Origin of the sequence: Streptococcus mitis, from assembly GCF_047465045.1 — a bacterium.
Taxonomy (GTDB): Bacteria; Bacillota; Bacilli; order Lactobacillales; family Streptococcaceae; genus Streptococcus; species Streptococcus mitis_DT.
Genome location: NZ_JASHAR010000001.1, coordinates 208,955 through 229,905 on the forward strand (window position 1 = coordinate 208,955; position 20,951 = coordinate 229,905).

The following is a 20,951-nucleotide window of genomic DNA, read 5'->3' on the forward strand; positions in this document are numbered from 1 at the left end:
AAAAGCTAGAACTAATAAAAATATGTATATTTACCAAGAATTAAATCATACAGTTCAATATAACATAAAAAAATAAGATTTTCAAGCTTACGTGATTAAAATACAGGAAATATACCTAAATTAAATGTTGCTAAATATTTTTGTTCGATATAATCAACTGAGGATTTACTAAAAATAATTCTTCTGCTCTTTCCTTTCCATACTGATGACTAATTGCGTCAAATGCTTGCTTCATATATGGTGGTCTTGAGCTTAGATTATGCATATCGCTAGCCACACAGTGAACTAGATTATAGGATAGAAAATACTGAGCTCTTTTTTTGAGTAAGCGATACTTATCCCCAAACATTTTAGGCTTAAGAACACTTGAACTATTTATTTGAGTATAACATCCCATATCTATCAGCTCTTTAACTCTTTTTTCATTTTTTTCTAGTTCAGCATAGCGTTCAATATGGGCAATGACAGGTCTAATACCTAACAATAAAACTTTATTTACTGCATTGCGGATTTCCCAATAGGGGGTGGTCGGGCTGAATTCAATCAAAGCATATTGTGTATCGTTCAGAGTAGGAATCTGCTTGCTTTCCAATTTGTCAAGAGCATCTTGGGTGAAGTATATTTCAGCTCCATATAAAAGAGTTAAGTCAGGCAGTTCTTTCTTAGCAAGTGCTTGAACCTCTTTAAAGTTGGTCATAATTGTATCTTCTGGAGTTTCAAACATATTTTTACGACGATGTGAAGTGGATACAATTGTACGAACTCCCTGTGAAAAAGCTTCTTTCAGAAGAGCTAGGCTTTCTTCAATTGTGCTTGGTCCATCATCTACACCAAAAACAATGTGAGAGTGGATATCAATCATGTAATATTTCCTTATATAATAGAGTTTTAGTTACTGTAATAAATAATTCCTGCATTTATATATAAGTATTTAGAATAACCTATAAATATTGGTTTATACAGTTTGTTTTCCTGATGTTATTATACTACGAAACATTAAAATAAGCTACTTATAATTAAGTCTCTCATAATTAAGTCTCTCATAATATTTTAAAAGTTATCCAGTATAATAAAGCATATATAAATAAGCGTGTTTTGTTTTCGAATAAATCTGTTGAGAATAATAATGACACTGACTATTAAAACTAACACCTACCATGGCATTTCCACGGCAGGTGTTACTTATATCAATAATCGTTCTAAAAATGGTTTGATGCAGTTGAGAAGAATTCCATCTATCCAGCTTTCTTGTGCTGAGGATAGATGTTCTGTCTGAAGGCTTTCTTTTAAGAAGTCTCGGACTTGTTCTGGTGAGATTTCAAACTCAAAAGCTTTCATTTTATAGAAAAAGTTGATGAGATGATCTGACAGGTATTGGGTTGAAAAGGGAACTTCTCCACTTTTTCGATATTCTAATAAGAGTCGAGCAAAGCGGGATTTTTCTTCAGGAAGCTCACGAAAATAGGAATTGAGGAGCCAGGTCTGCTTCTGCTTTCTTTCAATTGGATCCTGACCGGCAATTCGTTGGTCTTTTTCCAGCTCTTTTTGGTATTGTTTGGCCTTGACAGCCCGTTCTGTCCTATTTTTACCAAAAAGAATTTTCTCCCACTTGCGTTCTTCTTGGGTCAAGGTCTCCGTAAAGCCAAAGTAATCTTGATAGGCACGTTCTGCTGGACCCATGGCTAGGACCAGATTGTCTGCATATTGCTTGGCGATTTTATCCCTCTTCTTACGCTCCTTCTCTGCCTGGATACGGAGTTCCTGTTCGTAGTCAATTTTTTCCTTACCTAGCTTGACAAGGTAGAGTTGGTCATCTGATTTGCCAAGTAAAAAGGGTTTGATGCACTTTTCAAGGACTTCTTCCATCCGTGCTTTCGTCTTGGGTTCTGCCTTGGTCCAACTTCCTCCTTGAAAGACTTCTAGGAAGAGCTGGTAATCTTTCTCAGGTGAGAACTGATTGCCACGATTGGGTTTAAAAACACCTTTTTCCCAGAGCCATTTTAGAAGTCGCTCGTCAAAGTCACTTTTATTGACCTTGATTTTTTCCTTTTTCTTAGCTTTTCTGGTCAGATTTTCAACTTTTCTGAGTAGTTTTTCTTCCTCTTCCAGTTGCTGGTCAAGGGACAATCGATGAAAATGACGAACGCAGTCGCTACCAATCGGAAAGAGGCGTTGGCCTGTGACACCGTTAAAGAGTTCATAAGCGTATTTGATAGCATTTCCACAGACACAATTGCTACGGCCGATACCGTTAAAAATCAAGGAAACTTCATTCCATTCCTTGGTAGCTTGTTCCCAAGTATCAGCTTTTGAAGCCTGTAAAACCGCATCATGCAGGGATTTTCTAACTGGAAGTGTCATGAGGTCTCCTTTCTAATACTCAATGAAAATCAAAGAGCAAACTAGGAAGCTAGCCACAGGTTGCTCAAAACACAGTTTTGAGGTTGTGGATAGAACTGACGAAGTCAGCTCAAAACACAGTTTTGAGGTTGTGGATAGAACTGACGAAGTCAGTAACCATACCTACGGCAAGTTGAAGCTGACGTAGTTTGAAGAGATTTTCGAAGAGTATAAATTATACTTTTACAACTTGAACTTCGTCTTTACCTAGTAAAATCAAGTATTTCTCAATATTTTCAATCGAATAGGCTCGAGATAAAGCCTCTCCGTATAGGGCTAACTGACCACGATAGCGGTCTACGAGTTGACTCGGTTCATCATAGCGGTCTGTCTTATAGTCAAACAGAACAATTTTATCTTCGTAAAGTAGATAGCCATCAAGGATACCACGGACAACGAAGTCTTCCTGACTCTTTTGGTCTCGTTTGAGCATGGAAAAAGGTTGCTCGCGATAAAGATGGTTGGTATTAGCGAGAATTTCCTGACCGAGTGCTGTGTCAAAGAATGCAAGAATTTTAGCAAGATTGATCTTGTCTCTGACAGCTGGGCTAGTTTGAACTTGTTTGAGAGTTTCTGTCAGGCTAGCAAGAGTTGGTCGCTGACTGAGATCCATTCTCTGCATGAGTTCGTGGGTGGCACTACCAATCTCAGCTCCTGTTACCTTTTCTTTGGTTGAAAAATCTGGCAAATCAAAGTTGATTTTCTTGTCTACTGACTGTCCTTGACTTGCAATCTCAACACCTTCCATATCCATAACAGGTTCGTAGAATTTCTTGATTTGACTTGGGGTTTGAACACTAGGAAGTTCAATGGCTGCGCGGTGAAGAGTATTATAAACTTCAACTTCTTTCAGCATTTCAAGAGCTTCTTTAATGGTATTTGACTGACGATTGTCTGCTTGGGAGCTATCTTGGAGAGGACTTTTGTTTTCCAACTCTCCGATAGATTCTCTAGTCAGCTGATCTTCACCAACAAAACGATAACAAAAGTTGAGATTATCCTTTGCAAACACTTTGCTGATAGCCCAAATCCAATCTTGGAAATTCCTTGCTTGAAGTCTAGTGTTGCTGTTTAGTTTTCCATTTTTAGCTGCTGGGTATTCCTTAGCTTCCAGCTTTTCACGAGAACCTTTACCGACAAGATAGAGCTTTTTCTCAGCCCTTGTCATAGCAACATAAAGAAGGCGCATCTGTTCTGAATAGCTTGCTAGCTGTAATTCCTCTTCATTCTGTCTATAAGTCAGACTAGGAATGGAGAGTTTGATGGTTTTAGGATAGTAGTCTTCTACTGCCCCTGTCTCCATTTTGGCAATATATTTGACACCAAGACCATTCTGACGGCTGAGAATGACTTCTGACATAGAGTCTTGCTTGTTGAAATCTTGATCCATATTGAGAATAAAGACGTAAGGAAACTCTAGCCCTTTACTCTTGTGAATAGTCATAAGTTCTACAGCATCCTTGGGCGGTGCGACAGCCACGCTTGCCAAATCGTGCTGAGCTTCTAAAACTTGGTTAATCATACCAATAAAACGCGACAAGCCTTTGAAATTGCTCTTTTCAAATTGATCAGCACGCAGAGCTAGTGCATAGAGATTAGCCTGTCTAGCAAGACCATTTGGTAAAGCCCCCACATAATCATAATAAAAACGGTCGTTATAAATCTTCCAAATCAAGTCATAGAGGGAGTGGGTTTTGGCATACAGGCGCCAAGAAACCAAGATATCCATGAATTGCTTTAGTTTCTCAGCTAGAGCTGAGTGAATCAAGACTTTTTGGCTACTTACCATTTTTTGTGCATTGACCAGTTTCTCATAGAGATTTTCTTGGACTTTATCCTCCGCTTTCTGAAGAGATAAACGTGCTAACTCGTCCTCATCAAAGCCAAACATTGGAGACTTCATAAGGGCAACCAAGGCATAGTCTTGCAGGGGATTATGAATGACACGAAGAGTGTCTAGCATGACTTGCACTTCTAGGGATTGGAGATAATTGTTTTGCTCTCCGTCGGTTTTAACAGGAATCCCGTACTCAGACAGGGCGAGAAGAATCTGGTCATTACGACTGCGGCTGGAGGTCAGAAGGGCGATTTCTTTAAAGTCAACACCTTGTTCCTGATGAAGTTTAAGGATTTCCTTGATAACTAAGCGCATTTCCCCTGTTAATTTCGTTTCTGCTTGGCTCTCTTCTTCCTCGCCTGTATCGTCCTTGTCGTAGATGAGAAATTCTGCCTTGTTGTCTGGATTGGGAGTCAGTTTGGTATTGGCAAAAACAAGCTGGTGCATGTTATCATAGTTGATTTCGCCGACTTCTTGGTCCATAAGACGTTCAAAAACATCATTGGTTGCTGACAGCACTTCTGAACTACTACGGAAATTTTCCTTGAGGAGAATCAGCTTTCCTTCTTGGGGATTTTGCGCATAGCGTTGAAATTTTTCATTGAAAATCTGCGGGTCTGCTTGACGGAAACGGTAGATGGACTGCTTGATATCTCCTACCATAAAGCGATTGTGACCATTTGACAGCAATTCCAACATCCGTTCTTGAATATGGTTGGTATCCTGATACTCATCGACCATGACTTCGTGGAAACGCTCCTGATACGCCTCACGAACTTGCGGGAAATTTTCTAAAATCTCAATAGTGTAATGGCTGATATCAGCGAATTCAAAGGCATTTTCCTGACGTTTACGCTGACGATAAGCCTCCACAAAATCACTCATAAAGGTTTGGAAAGTCTTAGCTAGTTCCCATGTATCTTCATGATAACGTTCTTGATAGTCGAGAATGGTTATCTGGTCTGACAGTTGACCTAGTTTAGCAAACTGGGTCTTTCTCTCTTCATTGTAGGCATCAGCCAGGGGCTTTAAATCAGCCTTACGACTGGCATTAGTCAAAGCTCGACCGTTTTTCTCTTTTGAAATGGCGACAACACGCTCAAGCACTGCCTGATAAGCCTGATTATCGGACTCCTGATTCAAGGAGCCAATCTCATCCAGAATCAACTGAACATTTTCTAAATAGGCAGCCTTGGGAAACTCCTTGGCATCATTATCCAGATGGTAACGGAAAAAGCTTTCCAAATCCCAAAGGGCTTGTTGGATTTGTGTGGTCAGTTTTTCTTTTTCACTGCTAAAATCAGCCTCTTCAAAGCCTTTGAGGAAAGATTCACTCAGCCACTTTTGAGGATTACTGGTGGATTGGAGGAAGTCATAAATTTTGTAAACTTGCTGGCACAGACCCCGTTCGTCCTTGCTACGCCCTGCAAAATTTTTCAGCAAATGACTAAAGGTCTCTTTCTGTTTTCCTTGGTAATGGGCTTCAAAGACCTCATGAAAGACTTCATTTTTTAGAAGGAGTTGCTCGCTTTGGTTTTGTAAAATACGGAAATTAGGCGTAATATCAAGTAGATAACCGTGTTTGCCAAGGAATTTTTGTGTGAAGGAATCCATGGTTCCGATGGCAGCGTTGGGTAGGCCTGCCAACTGTCTACCTAAGTGTTGTTTGAGGTCGAGATCATCGCTTTCTTGGATTTGTTGGCTGATTTTTTTCTCCAAACGTTCTTTGAGTTCGTTCGCTGCCTTGACAGTAAAGGTTGAGATAAAGAGTTGAGAAATTTCGACACCACGAGCCAATTGGTCCAGAATACGCTCGGCCATGACAAAGGTCTTCCCAGAACCAGCCGATGCTGAGACCAGGATATTCTGGCCAGAAGTGTAGATAGCTTCGATTTGCTCGGCAGTTTTCTTCTGTTCCTTACTCGAATGCGCTTCTGCTTCTTGCAGTTTTTGAATTTCCTCCTCAGTTAAAAAGGGAATGGGCTTCATCGATTCAACTCCTCTCTTATTTTTTCAAACCAAGCTTGCTTGAGCTTTTCTCCGACCAGACGCTTACCATCAGCCAGGTCTAACTTCTCTAAGAAACGGGCTTGACCCAAGTGGTAATTGGCTTCAAATCCAGTGATGGCTTGGTGTTGCTGAACATACGGTGCAATACTTCTGCCATTTTCAGTATAAGGGTTAATGGCGAACTGACCTTCTAAAATCTTCTCAGCTGCTTTCTTGTAAAGATGGGCATTGTAGTCTAGTAGGAGCTGGAATTCCTCATCCGTCAGCTGATTGGCCTTGTTTTTGTTATAAAATTCGCCCAAATGACTGCTTTCTTTTTCTAAAAAGAGGCCTTGGTATTTCATTGACTTGCTAGCTTCTACTACTGCACCTGCCAGACTTTTAACGGTCATCAGAGATTGGACAGGTTCAGCCATTTCCAAGTACATAGCGCCGAAAAAGTTCTGCTCCCCTTCTCTCTTTAAGGCAGCTAGATAAGTTGGCAACTGGGAATTGAGCCCATTAAAGAAATGAGGAAATTGGAACTGAGTTAGACTAGACTTGTAGTCTACTACCCCTATCGCTCCATCAGCTTTCAAACGGTCAATCCGGTCAACCTTACCTCGTACAAAGACACTGCGACCATTGTCCAATTGAATAAAGGCTTGCTCTTTCCCACCAAAATTTGCTTCTTCTTTGATGGTTTCAATAACTGGATTATGGCGGAGAATATGTCCAGTCGTCCGTGCAACATCAAGCAAAACTTCCTTTGTAAACTGGGCTTCCAAACTTTCTTGATAAATGGCTTCAAATTCGCGTTCTTGACTGGTTTCTTGGATAGCTTGTTCTAGACGTTTTTCAAAGGAATCTTCGTCAGGTAACTGCAAGGCACGTTCAAAAATACGGTGCAAGAAATTTCCGTGACTACGAGCATCTGGACGTAGGCGCAATTCCTCCTGCAAGCCTAGAACATAACGGAGGAAATAACTGTATTGGTTTCGGTAAAACTCCGTCAAACCAGACGTAGACAGGTAAAATTCCTGATCAGCTGGATAGAGAACCTGCAAGGTATCCTTGGTCAACTGCTTACTGCTTGGACTGGTTGGGAGGGCTGGATTCTCCAAACCTTGCTGGTCTAGTTTTTTACTCATGACACGCGCCAGAACCTTAATAAATGTCAAATCTTGCTCAGTCTCACTCATATCGCTCTGCTGGTGATAGGCAACCAGACTAGATAAAAGACTGTGATATGAACCCATATCTTCCTTAGACAGCCCTTTGTGATTCATCCTCTTCTCTTTTCGACTAAATCCAAAATGGACCAACTCTTGAAGATAAGCTGATTCCTTGCTTTCACTTTCGTTAAAAAGGCTTGGAGCCGACAAGATCAATTGCTTACGAGCAGAATTGACCAAGGAAAGCATAGTATAGCGATTTTTCTTGAGGTTTTCACTGCTGGCAATCAGCAATTGAACGCCTTCTTCTGTCGCTTGGTTTAGGTTTTGCCTTTCTTCATCAGTCAAAAGACTGGTATTCTGCGCGATTTTTGGTAAATTGTCCTGAGTCAGACCAATAGCATAGACAAAGTCAGCAGTCAATGGTGCAATCAAATCGTAACTCTGCACCAGAACAGTATCCACTGTCGCTGGAATAGTGCGATACTGAGACAAACTCATTCCAGAATGGAGCAAGGCTAGAAAGTTCTCTAGACTAACCTGCGAACCAGCAAAAACAGTCGCAAATTGTTCTAAAACATGGCAGAAGGCCTTCCAAACTTCGGCTTGTCTTTCCTGTTCAAGAGCTTCCATAGTGGATGTCAAATCTTGTAACTGCTTGGTCACATCTCCTTCTTTTAGAAAAGAGTTCCACTTTTGCAAGAGATTTTCAGCTTTTTGCTTTCGTCTAGCAAAAAGTGTCTCAAGAGGTGTTAAAATACGTAGACGAAGAGCATTTAAACGGTCTAAATCAAATTTTCCATGGTGGGATTTGGTGAAGGTTTGCTGAAAGGCTGGCAAGCCATTGATAGCAAGATAGCGGATATATTGCTCAAAAGCATCAATATCAGCCTGACTAAGGTCGGTGTACAAACCTGTTCTGAGAAGGTTAATCAAATCCTCCTGACGGAAACGATAGCGTTTTAAAGCCAAGATAGACTCGACAAACTGAGTTAAAGGGTGGTGCGCCATGGATTCGTTTCTACCAAGATAGAAAGGAATCTGATACTGGTCGAAAATCGTTTTTAGAGATAATTGATAAGATGCTACATCCCCCAAGAGAATACGAAAATGCTTGTAACTCAGCTCTGAGTTCTCATGTAATTTCTGACGGATTCTACGGGCTATCAACTCCAACTCTTCTTTTTGCGTCAAGCAAGACCAGATTTGTAAGTTTTCACGGTCCTTATCATCAACATCCAATGTTAATTCTGAAAAGTCATAAGAAGACTCCAGCAAACGAGAGGCCTTGTCAAAGCTGTCCATCTTCTCATGAGTTTGAGAATAATCCTGGGCAGGTGTTTGGTATTTAAAGGCTAGATGATGGAGAAACTCCACACTGGCTTGGTATAGATTGCCCTCGCTAAAAGGGCTAGTATAGGCTTTCTTACTAGCATAGGCTCCAATGACAATCTCAACACCCTTGCCGTGAAGTAAGCCCACAATTCGCTCTTCTTCGGAAGAAAAACGGGTAAATCCATCAATAACCAAGGCGATTTGAGTAAAATCACTACTAACTTTGTTATTCTCAATAGCCTCAATCAAATGGGACAACTGACTTCCCTGAGCTAACATGCCTTGATTGAGATAGGCCGTTACTTTCTCAAAAATCAAGAGCAAATCGGCTCTCTTTTCCTCATCCGTCAAACTCTCTAAGTCCAAAAAACTCATCTGAGCTTTGGTCATCTCGTGGTAAAGATCAATCAACTGCTGGATAAACTGAGGATCCTGCTTGATAGCTCCATAAACACGTAAATCCTTAGGATCAAGTTCGGCAAGGCATTTGTAAAAGGCCATACCAAGACCGATATCATCAAGACTGGTCTTAGCTGGCAAATCATTCAAAATCAGATAACGAGCCATTTGAGCAAAGCGCGTAACAGTAATCGCAAAAGAAGCCTGCTGGGACAAGCATTCCAGCACGGCACGTTCCTTTTCAAAAGAAAGAGAGTTGGGAGCGATGTAGAAGACCCGCTTGCCCACAGCAACTAGCTCCTCCGCCTCTCTGGTTAGAATTTCAGTCAAAGAAGTCCGAATATCAGTATAAAGTAATTTCATCTCAGCCTCGTTGGAATTTTTCATTACCTTTTATTATACCATGATTAGCCCGAAGATTCCTCCTCCTTTCCTCCAAAATATGCTATAATAATACCAAAAGATAAAGAAGGAAGTCTTATGATTAAACTACTAGCCTTGGATATGGACGGAACCCTCCTCAATGAAGCCAAGGAAATCCCACAAGCTCATATTACTGCTATTCACCAAGCTATTGAAAAAGGTGTCAAACTGGTACTTTGTACGGGCCGCCCCCTTTTCGGTGTCCTCCCCTACTATAAAAAACTGGGTCTTGACCTCCAGAACGAATATGTCATTGTTAACAACGGTTGCTCAACTCACCAGACAAGTGATTGGAGTCTGGTTGATTGGCAAGAACTCAGTCCATCTGACATTGAATACCTCTATGACCTAGCTGAAAAAAGTGATGTTCAGTTGACTCTTTTTGATGAGGAACATTATTTTGTCCTCGGTGGCAAGCCCAATCAAGTCATCCAAAATGATTCCGACCTAGTCTTTTCAGACCTGACTGAAATTTCCCTTGAGGAAGCGACTAGTGGCAAGTACCGTATGTTCCAAGGTATGTTTTTGGGGACAGAAAGCCAAACAGACGATTTTGAGCAGCGTTTTGCTGGGGAACTCTGTCAACGATTTAGCGGAGTTCGTTCGCAGCCTGTTATTTATGAAGCCATGCCGCTTGGAACGACAAAGGCTACCGCTCTTTCACGACTGGCAGAGATTCTGAAGATTGATTCCTCAGAAATTATGGCTATGGGCGATGCCAATAACGATATCGAAATGCTCCAGCTTGCAGGCCTTGGTATTGCTATGGGAAATGCCAGCGATTATGTCAAATCCCTAGCTGATGCCGTTACAGCCAGCAATGAAGAAGACGGTGTTGCGCGTGCGATTGAGAAATATATTTTATAATTAAGAAGCCCAGTTCGTGTAAACTGGGTTTTGATATTTAAGAATTCCTAAAACTTTAGAAACTCTTTAGAAATGCTTGAGCTTTCTTTGATTTCTATGCTTTATACTAAAGTTATCAAAATAAATCAAAAGGAGAGAATCATGAAAACAGTACTCGACATTCATGGATTGTCCAAAAACTTTGCCAAACAAGCTATTCTTCAGGATCTTCATCTAACGATAAGAGAGGGAGATATTTATGGACTTATCGGAAAAAACGGAGCTGGGAAAACCACCTTGATAAAAATCATTACGCAACTACTGTTTGCGGATAAAGGAACTGTTTCCCTCTTCTCTAGCCAAACGGAAAATGAGTGGACCAAGGCTCTATCTCGAGTAGGTTCTGTTATCGAATCACCCGTAGCTCATAATCACTTAACAGCCTACCAAAATCTGAAATATTATTGTATGATTCGTCATATTCCAAATGCTGATATAGTCATTCGAGAAACCCTGGATTATGTAGGTTTGCCAGATACAGGTAAGAAAGTCTTTCGTGATTTCTCGCTAGGAATGAAACAAAGACTTGGTATTGCCATTGCCCTCCTATCCAAACCAGACTTCCTAATCCTAGATGAACCTATCAACGGTCTCGACCCAATAGGTATCAAAGAATTTCGACTAATGATTCAACGGCTCAATCAAGAGAAAGGGATCACCATTCTCATCTCTAGCCATATCTTGTCAGAACTCTACCTCGTAGCTAATCGCTTTGGTATTTTAGATCAAGGAAAGATTATCCGTGAAATCAGCAAAGCTGAATTTGAAACACTAAGTGAGGATTATATTGTGCTTAAGACAGCCGACCAAGAGAAAGCTTGTCAAGTATTGAAAGAACAAATACAACTCCAGTTTAAGGTAGTGAACCCTGAAAATGAAATCCATATCTTTGGAAATGAACAAGATGTCAAACAGATTCTCAAGGAATTAACCTTGGCAGATGTTGCCATTGACGAGATTTACTATGCCCGTCAAAACCTAGAAGAATACTTCACCCAATTGGTCGAATAGGAGGAAAATCATGATACATACCATTCAAGCAGACTTTTACCGTCTTTTCCGTTCCAAAGGATTCTGGATTACAGAGTTCATTCTCTTTGCTCTCATGCTAATGGGAGCAAGTATAGGAGCTACGGGTCATCTGATGGCAATCCAGGCAGAAGAACCAGATATTCCAACCCAAGGTTGGAATGGTGTACAAGCCCTAATCAACGCATCTAGTCAAGGCTCAAACCTCGTTTTTCTCTGCATCATCCTAGCCTGCCTCGTTCTTGGAGTTGATTTAATCGGCAAACTCTATAAAAATAATTTAACAGTAGGTGTCTCTCGTACCGAGTTTTTTCTAGCCAAAGCCTTTGTATTAGCTTCTATTGCACTTTTACAAGTCATCATCTGTCTTGTGATTGCCTTTATTCCAGCAACTATACTAAACGGCCTTGGTACGATACCTGATGGTTTTATTGGAAATCTACTGATAACCATTTTCCTTCAATTGCTTTGCCTCCTTGCTTGGCTTTCCATTGTTTCCTTCATCCTCTATATTAGTCATTCTTATCTTGCGGTATTTATTGGTTATTTTGTCAGCTCTATCTTACTTTCTATGCCAATGCTCATTTTTCCAACTATCAAAATTTTGCCATATTTGTCCTTGCAATTTACCTATGCTATGACTGCTAATAGTGAATCCATTTTCTATACACTTATAGTTACCTTAGCTGTTATTGTAATCTTTAATCTAGGTGGACTGGCAGTTTTCAAAAAGAAAAGTCTATAAAAAAAGACCTCCTCTAGCCTACAGAGGAGGTTTCTTTTTGTTAAAAATAAATAAAAACCGACAACCATTGTCCATCTGTGCTTAGTTTCATCTCTGCACCGAGAAGATGGCATAATTCCTCAGTGATATAAAGGCCTAAACCAGATGATTCTTCAGTATCAGATAGATTTTCAGAATAAAAACGGTTGCTGAGTTTTTCTATTCTTTTGATGGGCTGTTTGACAAGGTTTGCAATCTCTAAGACAAGCTGTTCCTTTTCCTTTCTCAAAGAGAGAAGTGCTTCTTCCTTGCCATGTTTGAGGACATTCCCAAGCAGATTTTGTAAAATTCGATCCAGTAAGTCTTCATCGGTCCTCGTTTTTAAACCAGCTTCAACCTTAAAATCAAGCATGATATTTGCCACCTGAAAAACATCATAATAAGCTAGAGTCTTTTTAGTGATAAAAGCTGAAAAATCCACTTCTTCCAGTTTCGGTTTAACAGCCCCTTCCATCAAACGACGATATTCTAGAAGAGCCTCCAAACGTTTGGAAACTAAATCAAGATGCTGGGCTATTTTTTGTAAGGTTTCTGATTTGTTTTCAGGAGTTTTTATCAATTGTTGGGTGTAGCCTGAAGCGATAGTCAGAGGCGTCCGAATATCATGGGCAATATTGCTGATGGCCATATCCAGAGTCTGCTTTTCCCTTTTCATCACCAATCGAGATTGTTCCACTTCTTGAAATAGATTTTCAATCTGCTGGTAGAGATGTAAAAAATGTTTGGAAAAAATGCTGACTCCGACTCTTTTCATACTACCCGTAAGAATCTTGTCTTCTATCTGTTGACTCAAGTTTTTAAGTGCTAGATGGTAGCGAATCAATGAAATCGATAAAATAATTAGGAGTACTAGTAGGACAAAAATTATCATGTAGGTCATTGCTTGTCTCCTTTTAATCTTACCCCAACTCCCCAGATGGTTTCAATGTATTCTTGATTTGGGTCAAGCTGGTTTAATTTTTTACGAAGATTACTCAAATGCGTATTGAGAGTATTATCTCCAGGTAGGTAGCTATCCTCCCAGACCAATTCATAAAGTTCTTCCTTGGTGAAAATTTTCTTAGGATGTTTGAGGAGAGTTTGGAGAATCAAGCATTCTTTTTTGGCAAGGCGAATCGTTTCCTGGCTATTTTTAATTTCAAAACTTTCTGCATCAAACTGGATATTTTTCAAGTTTAGTGTCAGATTTTCAGTGTTTCCTATTTCCATAGGCTGTTTTTCTACACTTTGGCGTAACTGAACAGTAACTCTTGCAAAGACTTCATCCAAATCAAAAGGTTTCACTATGTAATCATTGGCACCGTCTAAAAGATATTGGCTGATAAGTTTTTTATCGCTCAAAGCCGTTAGCATAATGACTGGAGTTTGACTTTGTTCCCTAATAGATTTTAAAACCTGATCCCCATTTTTCCCAGGAAGCATGATATCAAGCAAAACGAGGTCAATCCCACCTTGGTCAAAACGCATGATTCCTTCTGTACCAGAAAAGGCTTGAATCACCTCATGCTCCTCAGTAAGAAGTGTTCGCAAAATTTCTTGAATGTCACTATTGTCTTCAATAACCAGTATCCTAGCCATAAACACCAACCTTTCTGCAACTATTATAGCATGTTTTATTGATAAAGCTTAAACAGAAAAGCTCCTCGCATAAAAGCGCGAGAAAGCCTTAGAGAGTTAAAAATAAGAAGTTAATCTAGCAGAATGAATCTCTCATTTCTCTCCTACTAGTCCGTAATGCGTTGATACATTTCGGGTCTTCTATCTCGAAACAAGCCCCAGTTTAGGCGTTCGCTTGCTCCCTTGTCTAGGTCATAAGTAGCTAACAGAACAGCTTCAGCTTGTCTTTCAGCTCGCTCTAGAATAGCTCCGGTTTCATCCGTCATAAAGGATGAACCGTAGAAGTCAAGACTGGAACTCTGTCCACCATTTTCCTCACTAGGAGTGACTTCTTCCAAGCCATAGCGATTGGCAGCAATGACTGGAATAATATTAGCTGCTGCGTGTCCTTGCATAGTACGTTGCCAGTGGCCACAACTATCTGTATCCAAAATCGGCTCTGAACCGATGGCTGTTGGATAAAAGAGCAATTCTGCTCCATTCAGAGCAAGACAGCGGGCTGTCTCGGGGAACCATTGATCCCAACAGATTCCAATACCAATCTTAGCGTAACGAGTATCCCAGACTTTGAAACCTGTGTTACCAGGTGTGAAATAGAATTTTTCTTGATAATAATGGTCATCTGGTATGTGGGTTTTTCGATAAACGCCAAGCACTTTCCCATCTGCATCAATGACAGCAATAGAGTTATACAAGACATTGCCATCTTTTTCATAGAAACTGATCGGTAGAACAACCTGTAGTTCCTTAGCAAGCTCCTTAAAATGCTGAATGGCTGTATTGTCTGTCACCGACTGGGCATACTGGTAGTAGTCATACTGACGCTCTTGACAGAAATAGGGACGTTCAAATAATTCAGGCAAGAGAATAATTTGGGCTCCTTGCTCAGCAGCTTGTCGAACTAAACGTTCAGCTGTTTGGATATTGGTTTCAACATCCTTAGCGCATTGCATTTGAATAGCTGCAACTCTTACATTTCTCATCTTTTTCTCCTATTCTGGGATTTGTTGGGTGATACAGTGGATATTGCCACCACCTAAAAGAATATCTCTGGCTGGAATTCCGACAACTTTACGGTCTGGGAAACACTTACTGAGGATATCTAAGGCTACTTGGTCGTTTTTATCTTGAAACTGGGGAACCAAGACTGACTTGTTAGCAATATAGAAATTGACATAGGAAGCAGCAAGCCTTTCACCTGCGTATCTCTCTTCTTCTCCTTCTTCATAGATGTAGCCTGGCAGATCCTCTTCTGTCACAACTTGTAGAACTGCAGGGATTGGAAGTTTATGAATGGTGAAGGCACGACCTTTTGCATCTGTTTCATGTTCTAAGAGTTCTAAATCAGCTGCTGACATAGCATATTGGGGATCATTTTGATCATCTGTCCAAGCCAAGACAAGCTCTGCAGGACCAACAAAGGCAGCAACATTGTCAACGTGTTCATTGGTTTCATCCTGATAAATACCATAAGGCAGCCAGATAACTTTTTCAGCACCAAGGCACTCTAATAAGGTGTTTTCGATTTCCTCTTTACTGAGATGAGGATTACGCCCAGGGCTCAGAAGACAACTTTCAGTCACAAGAATGGTTCCTTGTCCATCGCTATGGATTGCGCCTCCTTCCAGTACAAAAGGCTTAGCATCATAGACAGGCATTTCCAAGACCTCAGCGAAATGACTAGCTACTTGGTCATCGGCTTCATAGTCTTGGTAGAGACCATCAACATCACCACCCCAAGCATTGAAAGACCAATCGACTGCCAACTTTTCCCTTATATCATTAAGGAGAATAGTCGGACCCGTATCACGGGCCCAGGCATCATTGGTAGGAATATCTAGATAAACGACCTTGTCTCCGAGATAGGATTGGGCTTCAGATAGATAGTCCTGCTCCACCAAAAGATAAACAGTTTCCCCTTCTGCTATGGTCTTAATAATCTGGCTGAAAGCTCTTTTGGCAGCCTTTCCTTGAAAGGGCCATGAACCTGGTCGAGTCGGCCATATCATGAGGGTACCATGGTGTGGTTCATACTCTGCTGGCATGCGATAGCCTGCTTTTTTCGGAGTTTCTATCATGATAATCTCCCTTTAAAGTCTTGATAGCCGAAGGCTTTGACCAAGCTGCAGTCTCCCTGTTCGTCCATGAGATAGAGACTTGGCAATCCAATACCATTAAAGGTATTATTTTTGACAAAGGAATAAATGGCCATGTCTTCGAAATAAAGTCTATCACCGATTTGGACTGGATTTTCAAAGCTATAATCTCCAATCACATCACCCGTAAGGCAAGTATTGGAAGAAAGTCTATATGTATGGGCTTTTTCCTGTGCCTCAAAGCCATTTCTCAAAGGTGGACGATAGGGCATCTCAAGTACATCAGGCATATGGCAGGTCGCAGAGGCGTCTAAAACCAAGATTTCCATACCGTTTTCGACAATATCCAATACTTCAGTTGCTAGATAACCTGCATTGAGCGCAATGGCTTCACCCGGCTCGATATAGATTTCAAGATTGTAAGTTTCTCGGATACGCTTGATTTCTGAAATCAGCAAATCTACATCGTAACCTTCTCTTGTGATGTGGTGTCCGCCTCCCATATTGAGCCATTTAACTTGATGTAAGTAGGGACCAAACTGCGCTTCTACAGCTTTCAAAGTTGTCTCTAAATCATCTGCTCCCTGCTCGCAAAGGGTATGAAAATGAAGGCCGTCTACCAATTCCAGCAAATCACTAGGAATTTTATCTAGTGTCACGCCAAAACGAGAACCTGGTGCACAAGGGTCATAGAGTGCGTGATCTCCCTGGGTAGAACATTGAGGATTGAGGCGCAAACCAATACTGATACCAGCATCTCGACAACGCGGACCGTGTTTACGCAACTGTCTCTCTGAGTTAAAGACGATATGGTCCGTTATCTCCAGCAATTCCTCCAAGTCTGCATCCTTGAAAGCAGGCGCAAAAACATGGACTTCCCCCGGGAACTCTTCTCTAGCTAGCTTAGCTTCATAGAGACCACTTGCAGTTGTACCAGATAGATACTGGCTAATCAAGGGATAGGTTTTATAAAGGGAATATGCCTTCTGGGCGAGCAAAACCTTGCAACCAGCCTCTTCTTGTACATATTGTAAAATGCGACAATTGGCTTCTAACTTGGCCAAGTCAATAACATAGGCTGGTGTTGGTACATGTTCTAGCTTCATTAGTCCACCATTTGTGGATTTTCAACCACAACCCATGGCAAACCATACTCATTCAAAGCTTCCATAAATGGATCTGGATCCAACTCTTCAAGGTTATACACTCCAGCTTGTTTCCAAGTACCGTTCATAACCAATTTTGTCCCAATCATGGCTGGAACACCTGTTGTGTAAGAAATTGCTTGTGAACCAACTTCTGCGTAACATTCCTGATGGTCGCAAACATTGTAGATGTAGATGGTCTTTTCAACGCCATCTTTGACACCTGTAAAGATACATCCGATATTGGTTTTACCAACAGTGCGTGGACCAAGGCTGGCTGGATCTGGAAGCAAGGCTTTCAAGAATTGGATTGGCACAATTTCTTGTCCATTGAAGTTAATGGCATCCGTACGAAGGAGTCCAACATTTTCAAGACATTTCATGTGCGTCAAGTAAGATTGACCAAAAGTCATAAAGAAACGAATCCGTTTGACACCTGGAATGTTTTTCGCTAATGATTCGATTTCTTCGTGATGAAGGAGATACATGTCTTTTTGTCCAACCTGAGGAAAATCATACTCACGCTTGATAGACATGGCTTCCACTTCTACCCACTTACCATCTTCCCAGTAAGAACCTGGTGCTGAAACCTCGCGTAGATTGATTTCTGGGTTAAAGTTTGTCGCAAACGGATAACCGTGGTCACCACCATTACAGTCTAAAATGTCGATATAATGGATTTCATCAAAATAGTGTTTGAGAGCATAGGCTGAAAAGACACTAGTCACACCTGGGTCAAAGCCAGATCCAAGAAGAGCTGTTAAGCCTGCTTCCTTGAATTTCTCTTGATAAGCCCACTGCCATGAGTAGTCAAAGTAGGCTGTAAAGCCAAGTTCCTTACAACGTTTTTCGTAGATGGCACGCCATTCAGGGTCTTCTGTGTCTTCTGCTTCGTAGTTGGCTGTATCGATATAGTGAACACCTGTTGCCAAACAAGCGTCCATAATTGTTAAATCTTGATATGGTAAAGCTACGTTCAAAACAGCTTCTGGTTTGTAGCTTTCAATCAGGGCAATCACTTCATCTACCTTGTCAGCATCAAGAGCAGCTGTCTCAATCTTTGTAGTTGTTTTACCTTCTAGCTTCGCTTTCAAGTCATCGCATTTTGACTTGGTACGGCTAGCAATCATAATCTCTGCAAATGTTTCGCTATCTTGGCAAATCTTTGAAATAGCAACTTGGGCAACGCCCCCACATCCGATAACTAGTAAACGACTCATTTTTTTCCTTCCTCTTCTTCTAAAATGTCCTCAACATATTTGGGCAACATAAAGGCTCCCACATGTAAGTTTGCAGTATAGTATTCTGTGAAAAGCTGACGTTTTTTCCAGCCTTCCTTGTCAAAATCTTTGACAGGGTGGTATTTTTTCGATGCAAATCCAAATAACCAATAGCCAGCAGGACTGGTTGGGATGTGGGCCTGATAGACCCGACTAATTGGAAAGGCTTGATTGACCTTGCGGTGCATGCTACGACAAGCAGACTCATCTTCGTCAAAGAAAGGACTACCATGCTGGTAAATCATTATACCGTCTTCTTTGAGAGCTCTATAGCTATTACCGTAGAATTCCTTGGTAAAGAGCCCTTCCGTATATCCAAAAGGATCTGTCGCATCGTTGATGATAATATCGTAATCATCTTCGCAGTTTCGCAAAAAGCGTAGCCCGTTTTGATAATAAATGGTGACACGAGGATCATCTAGCCCTGCAGCAAAGTCTGGAAAATACTCACGACAAACCTCAACCAACATCTCATCTGGTTCCACAATATCGATTTGTTCCAGCTCAGGATAGAGTGTTAATACTTGGGCAACACCACCATCGCCACCTCCAATAACCAAGACTTTCTTGGGATTTGGGTGGACAGCCATGGGAACGTGGACGGTCATTTCATTGTAGACAAAATCATCAGCATCTGAGAACAAGACGTGCCCATTTAAAATTAGTATTTTACCAAAAGCTGGAGTGTCAAGAACCTCGATATCCTGCCATTCACTTTTTCCAGCGTAGAGTTGCTTGGCTGTTCTCAGGGACAATTTCACATCTGGAGTATGAACTTCAGAAAACCATAAATCCATCTAGTTCTCCTTTCTCTTAATGACGTTGATGTGATTGACCTCTGGATCTTCCGTCCCTTGGAGGGAACAACCACGTTCCTTGGCAAATTGGATATAGTCTACAATTTCTCGTGTAATGCGTTCACCAGGAGCCAAGATAGGAATACCTGGAGGATAGCACATAACAAATTCTCCACAGACCTGTCCAACAGACTCATCTAAGGTCAAACTTTTTCTCTCTGAATAGAAGGCTTCTTGTGGAGACAGCACTAGCTCAGGCTGGATATATTCTCCAGCTATCAAGTCCTTCCCATCTCGTGAATAGAGTCTCTTGATATCAGCCAAAGCACCGACCAAGCGCTCGATGTCTTGGATGCGGTCACCAATCGAAATATAGGCCAAGATATTGCCAATATCCCCAAACTCAATCTGAATGTCGTATTCGTCTCGCAAGAGGTCATAAACCTCAATACCTGTTAAGCCAATGCCCTGAGTGTAAACTGACAGCTTGGTCACATCAAAATCACAGACCGACACACCATCTATTAACTCTTTTGAGTAGGCATAGTAACCGCCAATGGCATTGATTTCACGGCGAGCATACTCTGATAGCTCGATGACCTTCTCAAACGACTCTTTACCACGAAGGGCCAAGTTGCGACGTGAAATATCCAAACTAGCCATCAACAAGTAAGAGGCGGATGTTGACTGGGTCAGGTTGATGATCTGACGTACGTATTCAGGATTCATCTGCTCCCCGATTAAAAGAAGCGAGCTTTGTGTCAAACTCCCACCAGACTTATGCATGGAAACTGCTGCCATATCAGCACCTGCATCCATAGCAGAAATTGGAAGTTTATCAGTAAAATGCAAATGCGCTCCGTGGGCTTCATCTACTAAAACCATCATGCCAGCTTTATGAGCCATTTTTGTCAATCCCCTTAGGTCTGAACAGATTCCATAGTAAGTAGGATTGTTAATCAAAATAGCCTTGGCATCTGGATGGTCCTTTATGGCTTGGGCTACTCGGTCATTTTTAAGACCTAAAGCGATACCAATCTTAGGCTCCACACTCATCTCGATATAAATGGGAATGGCACCACATAGAACCAGCGCATTGATAGCAGATTTATGGACATTTCGTGGCAGAATAATCTTATCTCCTGCCTTACAGGTTGACAGAATCATAGTCTGCACCGATGAAGTTGTTCCACCAATCATGAGAAAAGCATGACTAGCTCCAAAAGCATCTGCAGCCAGCTCCTCTGCATCCCGAATAATCGAAATGGGGTGACCAAGATTATCCAAGGGTTTCATCGAATTAACATCAATGCCTACACATTTTTCACCTAGCAGTTCGACAAGTTCTGGATTTCCCCGTCCACGCTTGTGACCTGGAACATCAAAAGGAACAATCCTTTTCTTGCGTAACTTCACCAAGGCCTCATAAATTGGGGCTTGGTTTTGATCTAACTCTTTCAAGACATACTCCTTTACCGTATTTTTAGCGCTTCAAGAAGACGAAGGCGACTAAAGGTTGACTCATGAAAAAAGAGCAGGTTTTCACCTGCTCTGCAATCTTCTGACGTTTTTATGTTTGTTTCTGTTGAGTATGTCTGTTCCCGATGTTTCCAAACTCTCTAGTAGCAAATATTACGTACTTTATTGATCGTTTCACAAGATGACGTGTGCTTTCACCACACTAAAAATTTATGAATTAGGACAAGTGTCCTAACATCAACTTATAAAAGTAGGCTTTT

15 protein-coding genes are annotated in these 20,951 nt (G+C 41.2%); 3 read left to right on the forward strand and 12 right to left on the reverse strand.

The window, feature by feature from the left end:
• Positions 1-130: 130 nt before the first annotated feature.
• From cps4B to rexB, 4 genes are all read right to left on the reverse strand, one after another.
• Complete coding sequence (cps4B, locus tag QM409_RS01030) at positions 131-862, reverse strand: capsular polysaccharide biosynthesis protein Cps4B (protein WP_060628350.1); 732 nt, start codon at positions 860-862, stop codon at positions 131-133.
• A 320-nt stretch (positions 863-1,182) separates the two neighbouring features.
• Complete coding sequence (locus QM409_RS01035; protein ID WP_414304922.1) at positions 1,183-2,361, reverse strand: hypothetical protein; 1,179 nt, start codon at positions 2,359-2,361, stop codon at positions 1,183-1,185.
• A 214-nt stretch (positions 2,362-2,575) separates the two neighbouring features.
• Complete coding sequence (gene addA / locus QM409_RS01040) at positions 2,576-6,226, reverse strand: helicase-exonuclease AddAB subunit AddA (protein WP_414304921.1); 3,651 nt, start codon at positions 6,224-6,226, stop codon at positions 2,576-2,578.
• Positions 6,223-9,498 (reverse strand): ATP-dependent nuclease subunit B, encoded by a 3,276-nt coding sequence (gene rexB / locus QM409_RS01045; RefSeq protein ID WP_414304920.1) that lies wholly within the window; start codon positions 9,496-9,498, stop codon positions 6,223-6,225. The genes addA and rexB overlap by 4 nt, the downstream gene beginning before the upstream one ends.
• A 117-nt stretch (positions 9,499-9,615) precedes the next feature.
• Here rexB and QM409_RS01050 point away from each other — a divergent pair, with 117 nt between their 5' ends.
• The 3 genes from QM409_RS01050 (at position 9,616) to QM409_RS01060 (ending at position 12,238) form a co-directional block, all read left to right on the forward strand.
• The gene (locus tag QM409_RS01050; RefSeq protein WP_414304919.1) at positions 9,616-10,425 is read left to right on the forward strand and encodes a Cof-type HAD-IIB family hydrolase; all 810 of its coding nucleotides are present in this window, start codon (positions 9,616-9,618) and stop codon (positions 10,423-10,425) included.
• 141 nt (positions 10,426-10,566) lie between these two features.
• The gene (locus QM409_RS01055; protein WP_261028809.1) at positions 10,567-11,475 is read left to right on the forward strand and encodes an ATP-binding cassette domain-containing protein; all 909 of its coding nucleotides are present in this window, start codon (positions 10,567-10,569) and stop codon (positions 11,473-11,475) included.
• 10 nt (positions 11,476-11,485) lie between these two features.
• The gene (locus QM409_RS01060; RefSeq protein WP_261265848.1) at positions 11,486-12,238 is read left to right on the forward strand and encodes an ABC transporter permease; all 753 of its coding nucleotides are present in this window, start codon (positions 11,486-11,488) and stop codon (positions 12,236-12,238) included.
• Positions 12,239-12,278: 40 nt separating this feature from the next.
• On the opposite strand, the gene QM409_RS01065 is transcribed toward QM409_RS01060, so the two are convergent.
• The 8 genes from QM409_RS01065 to QM409_RS01100 form a co-directional block, all read right to left on the reverse strand.
• On the reverse strand, positions 12,279-13,157 hold the full coding sequence (locus QM409_RS01065) for a sensor histidine kinase (RefSeq protein WP_261265847.1): 879 nt from the start codon (positions 13,155-13,157) through the stop codon (positions 12,279-12,281).
• Positions 13,154-13,855, reverse strand: a complete 702-nt coding sequence (locus tag QM409_RS01070) for a response regulator transcription factor (RefSeq protein ID WP_414304918.1) — start codon at positions 13,853-13,855, stop codon at positions 13,154-13,156. Before QM409_RS01070 ends, QM409_RS01065 begins: the two co-directional genes overlap by 4 nt.
• A 146-nt stretch (positions 13,856-14,001) precedes the next feature.
• Positions 14,002-14,877, reverse strand: coding sequence for an N-carbamoylputrescine amidase (aguB, locus tag QM409_RS01075; protein WP_414304917.1), 876 nt, complete (start codon positions 14,875-14,877; stop codon positions 14,002-14,004).
• A gap of 9 nt (positions 14,878-14,886) precedes the next feature.
• Positions 14,887-15,972 carry an agmatine deiminase gene (aguA, locus tag QM409_RS01080; protein WP_414304916.1) on the reverse strand — a complete coding sequence of 362 codons (1,086 nt, stop codon included), beginning with the start codon at positions 15,970-15,972 and terminating at the stop codon, positions 14,887-14,889.
• A complete protein-coding gene (gene nspC / locus QM409_RS01085; protein ID WP_414304915.1) occupies positions 15,969-17,096 on the reverse strand; it encodes a carboxynorspermidine decarboxylase in 1,128 nt (375 codons plus the stop codon). The genes aguA and nspC overlap by 4 nt, the downstream gene beginning before the upstream one ends.
• On the reverse strand, positions 17,096-18,355 hold the full coding sequence (locus QM409_RS01090) for a saccharopine dehydrogenase family protein (RefSeq protein ID WP_414304914.1): 1,260 nt from the start codon (positions 18,353-18,355) through the stop codon (positions 17,096-17,098). Before QM409_RS01090 ends, nspC begins: the two co-directional genes overlap by 1 nt.
• Entirely contained in the window at positions 18,352-19,212 is an 861-nt protein-coding gene (gene speE / locus QM409_RS01095; RefSeq protein WP_414304913.1) for a polyamine aminopropyltransferase, read from the reverse strand. The genes QM409_RS01090 and speE overlap by 4 nt, the downstream gene beginning before the upstream one ends.
• The gene (locus QM409_RS01100; RefSeq protein WP_261221378.1) at positions 19,213-20,673 is read right to left on the reverse strand and encodes an aminotransferase class I/II-fold pyridoxal phosphate-dependent enzyme; all 1,461 of its coding nucleotides are present in this window, start codon (positions 20,671-20,673) and stop codon (positions 19,213-19,215) included. It lies immediately after the preceding gene.
• Positions 20,674-20,951 lie beyond the last annotated feature (278 nt).

Bases quoted from the DNA above. Each gene is read 5' to 3' on its own strand.
- rexB (WP_414304920.1), bottom strand. From the start codon at position 9,498: ATGAAATTACTTTATACTGATATTCGGACTTCTTTGACTGAAATTCTA.
- cps4B (WP_060628350.1), bottom strand. From the start codon at position 862: ATGATTGATATCCACTCTCACATTGTTTTTGGTGTAGATGATGGACCA.
- QM409_RS01070 (WP_414304918.1), bottom strand. From the start codon at position 13,855: ATGGCTAGGATACTGGTTATTGAAGACAATAGTGACATTCAAGAAATT.
- aguA (WP_414304916.1), bottom strand. From the start codon at position 15,972: ATGATAGAAACTCCGAAAAAAGCAGGCTATCGCATGCCAGCAGAGTAT.
- aguB (WP_414304917.1), bottom strand. From the start codon at position 14,877: ATGAGAAATGTAAGAGTTGCAGCTATTCAAATGCAATGCGCTAAGGAT.
- nspC (WP_414304915.1), bottom strand. From the start codon at position 17,096: ATGAAGCTAGAACATGTACCAACACCAGCCTATGTTATTGACTTGGCC.
- speE (WP_414304913.1), bottom strand. From the start codon at position 19,212: ATGGATTTATGGTTTTCTGAAGTTCATACTCCAGATGTGAAATTGTCC.
- QM409_RS01060 (WP_261265848.1), top strand. From the start codon at position 11,486: ATGATACATACCATTCAAGCAGACTTTTACCGTCTTTTCCGTTCCAAA.
- QM409_RS01065 (WP_261265847.1), bottom strand. From the start codon at position 13,157: ATGACCTACATGATAATTTTTGTCCTACTAGTACTCCTAATTATTTTA.
- QM409_RS01035 (WP_414304922.1), bottom strand. From the start codon at position 2,361: ATGACACTTCCAGTTAGAAAATCCCTGCATGATGCGGTTTTACAGGCT.
- addA (WP_414304921.1), bottom strand. From the start codon at position 6,226: ATGAAGCCCATTCCCTTTTTAACTGAGGAGGAAATTCAAAAACTGCAA.
- QM409_RS01055 (WP_261028809.1), top strand. From the start codon at position 10,567: ATGAAAACAGTACTCGACATTCATGGATTGTCCAAAAACTTTGCCAAA.
- QM409_RS01050 (WP_414304919.1), top strand. From the start codon at position 9,616: ATGATTAAACTACTAGCCTTGGATATGGACGGAACCCTCCTCAATGAA.
- QM409_RS01090 (WP_414304914.1), bottom strand. From the start codon at position 18,355: ATGAGTCGTTTACTAGTTATCGGATGTGGGGGCGTTGCCCAAGTTGCT.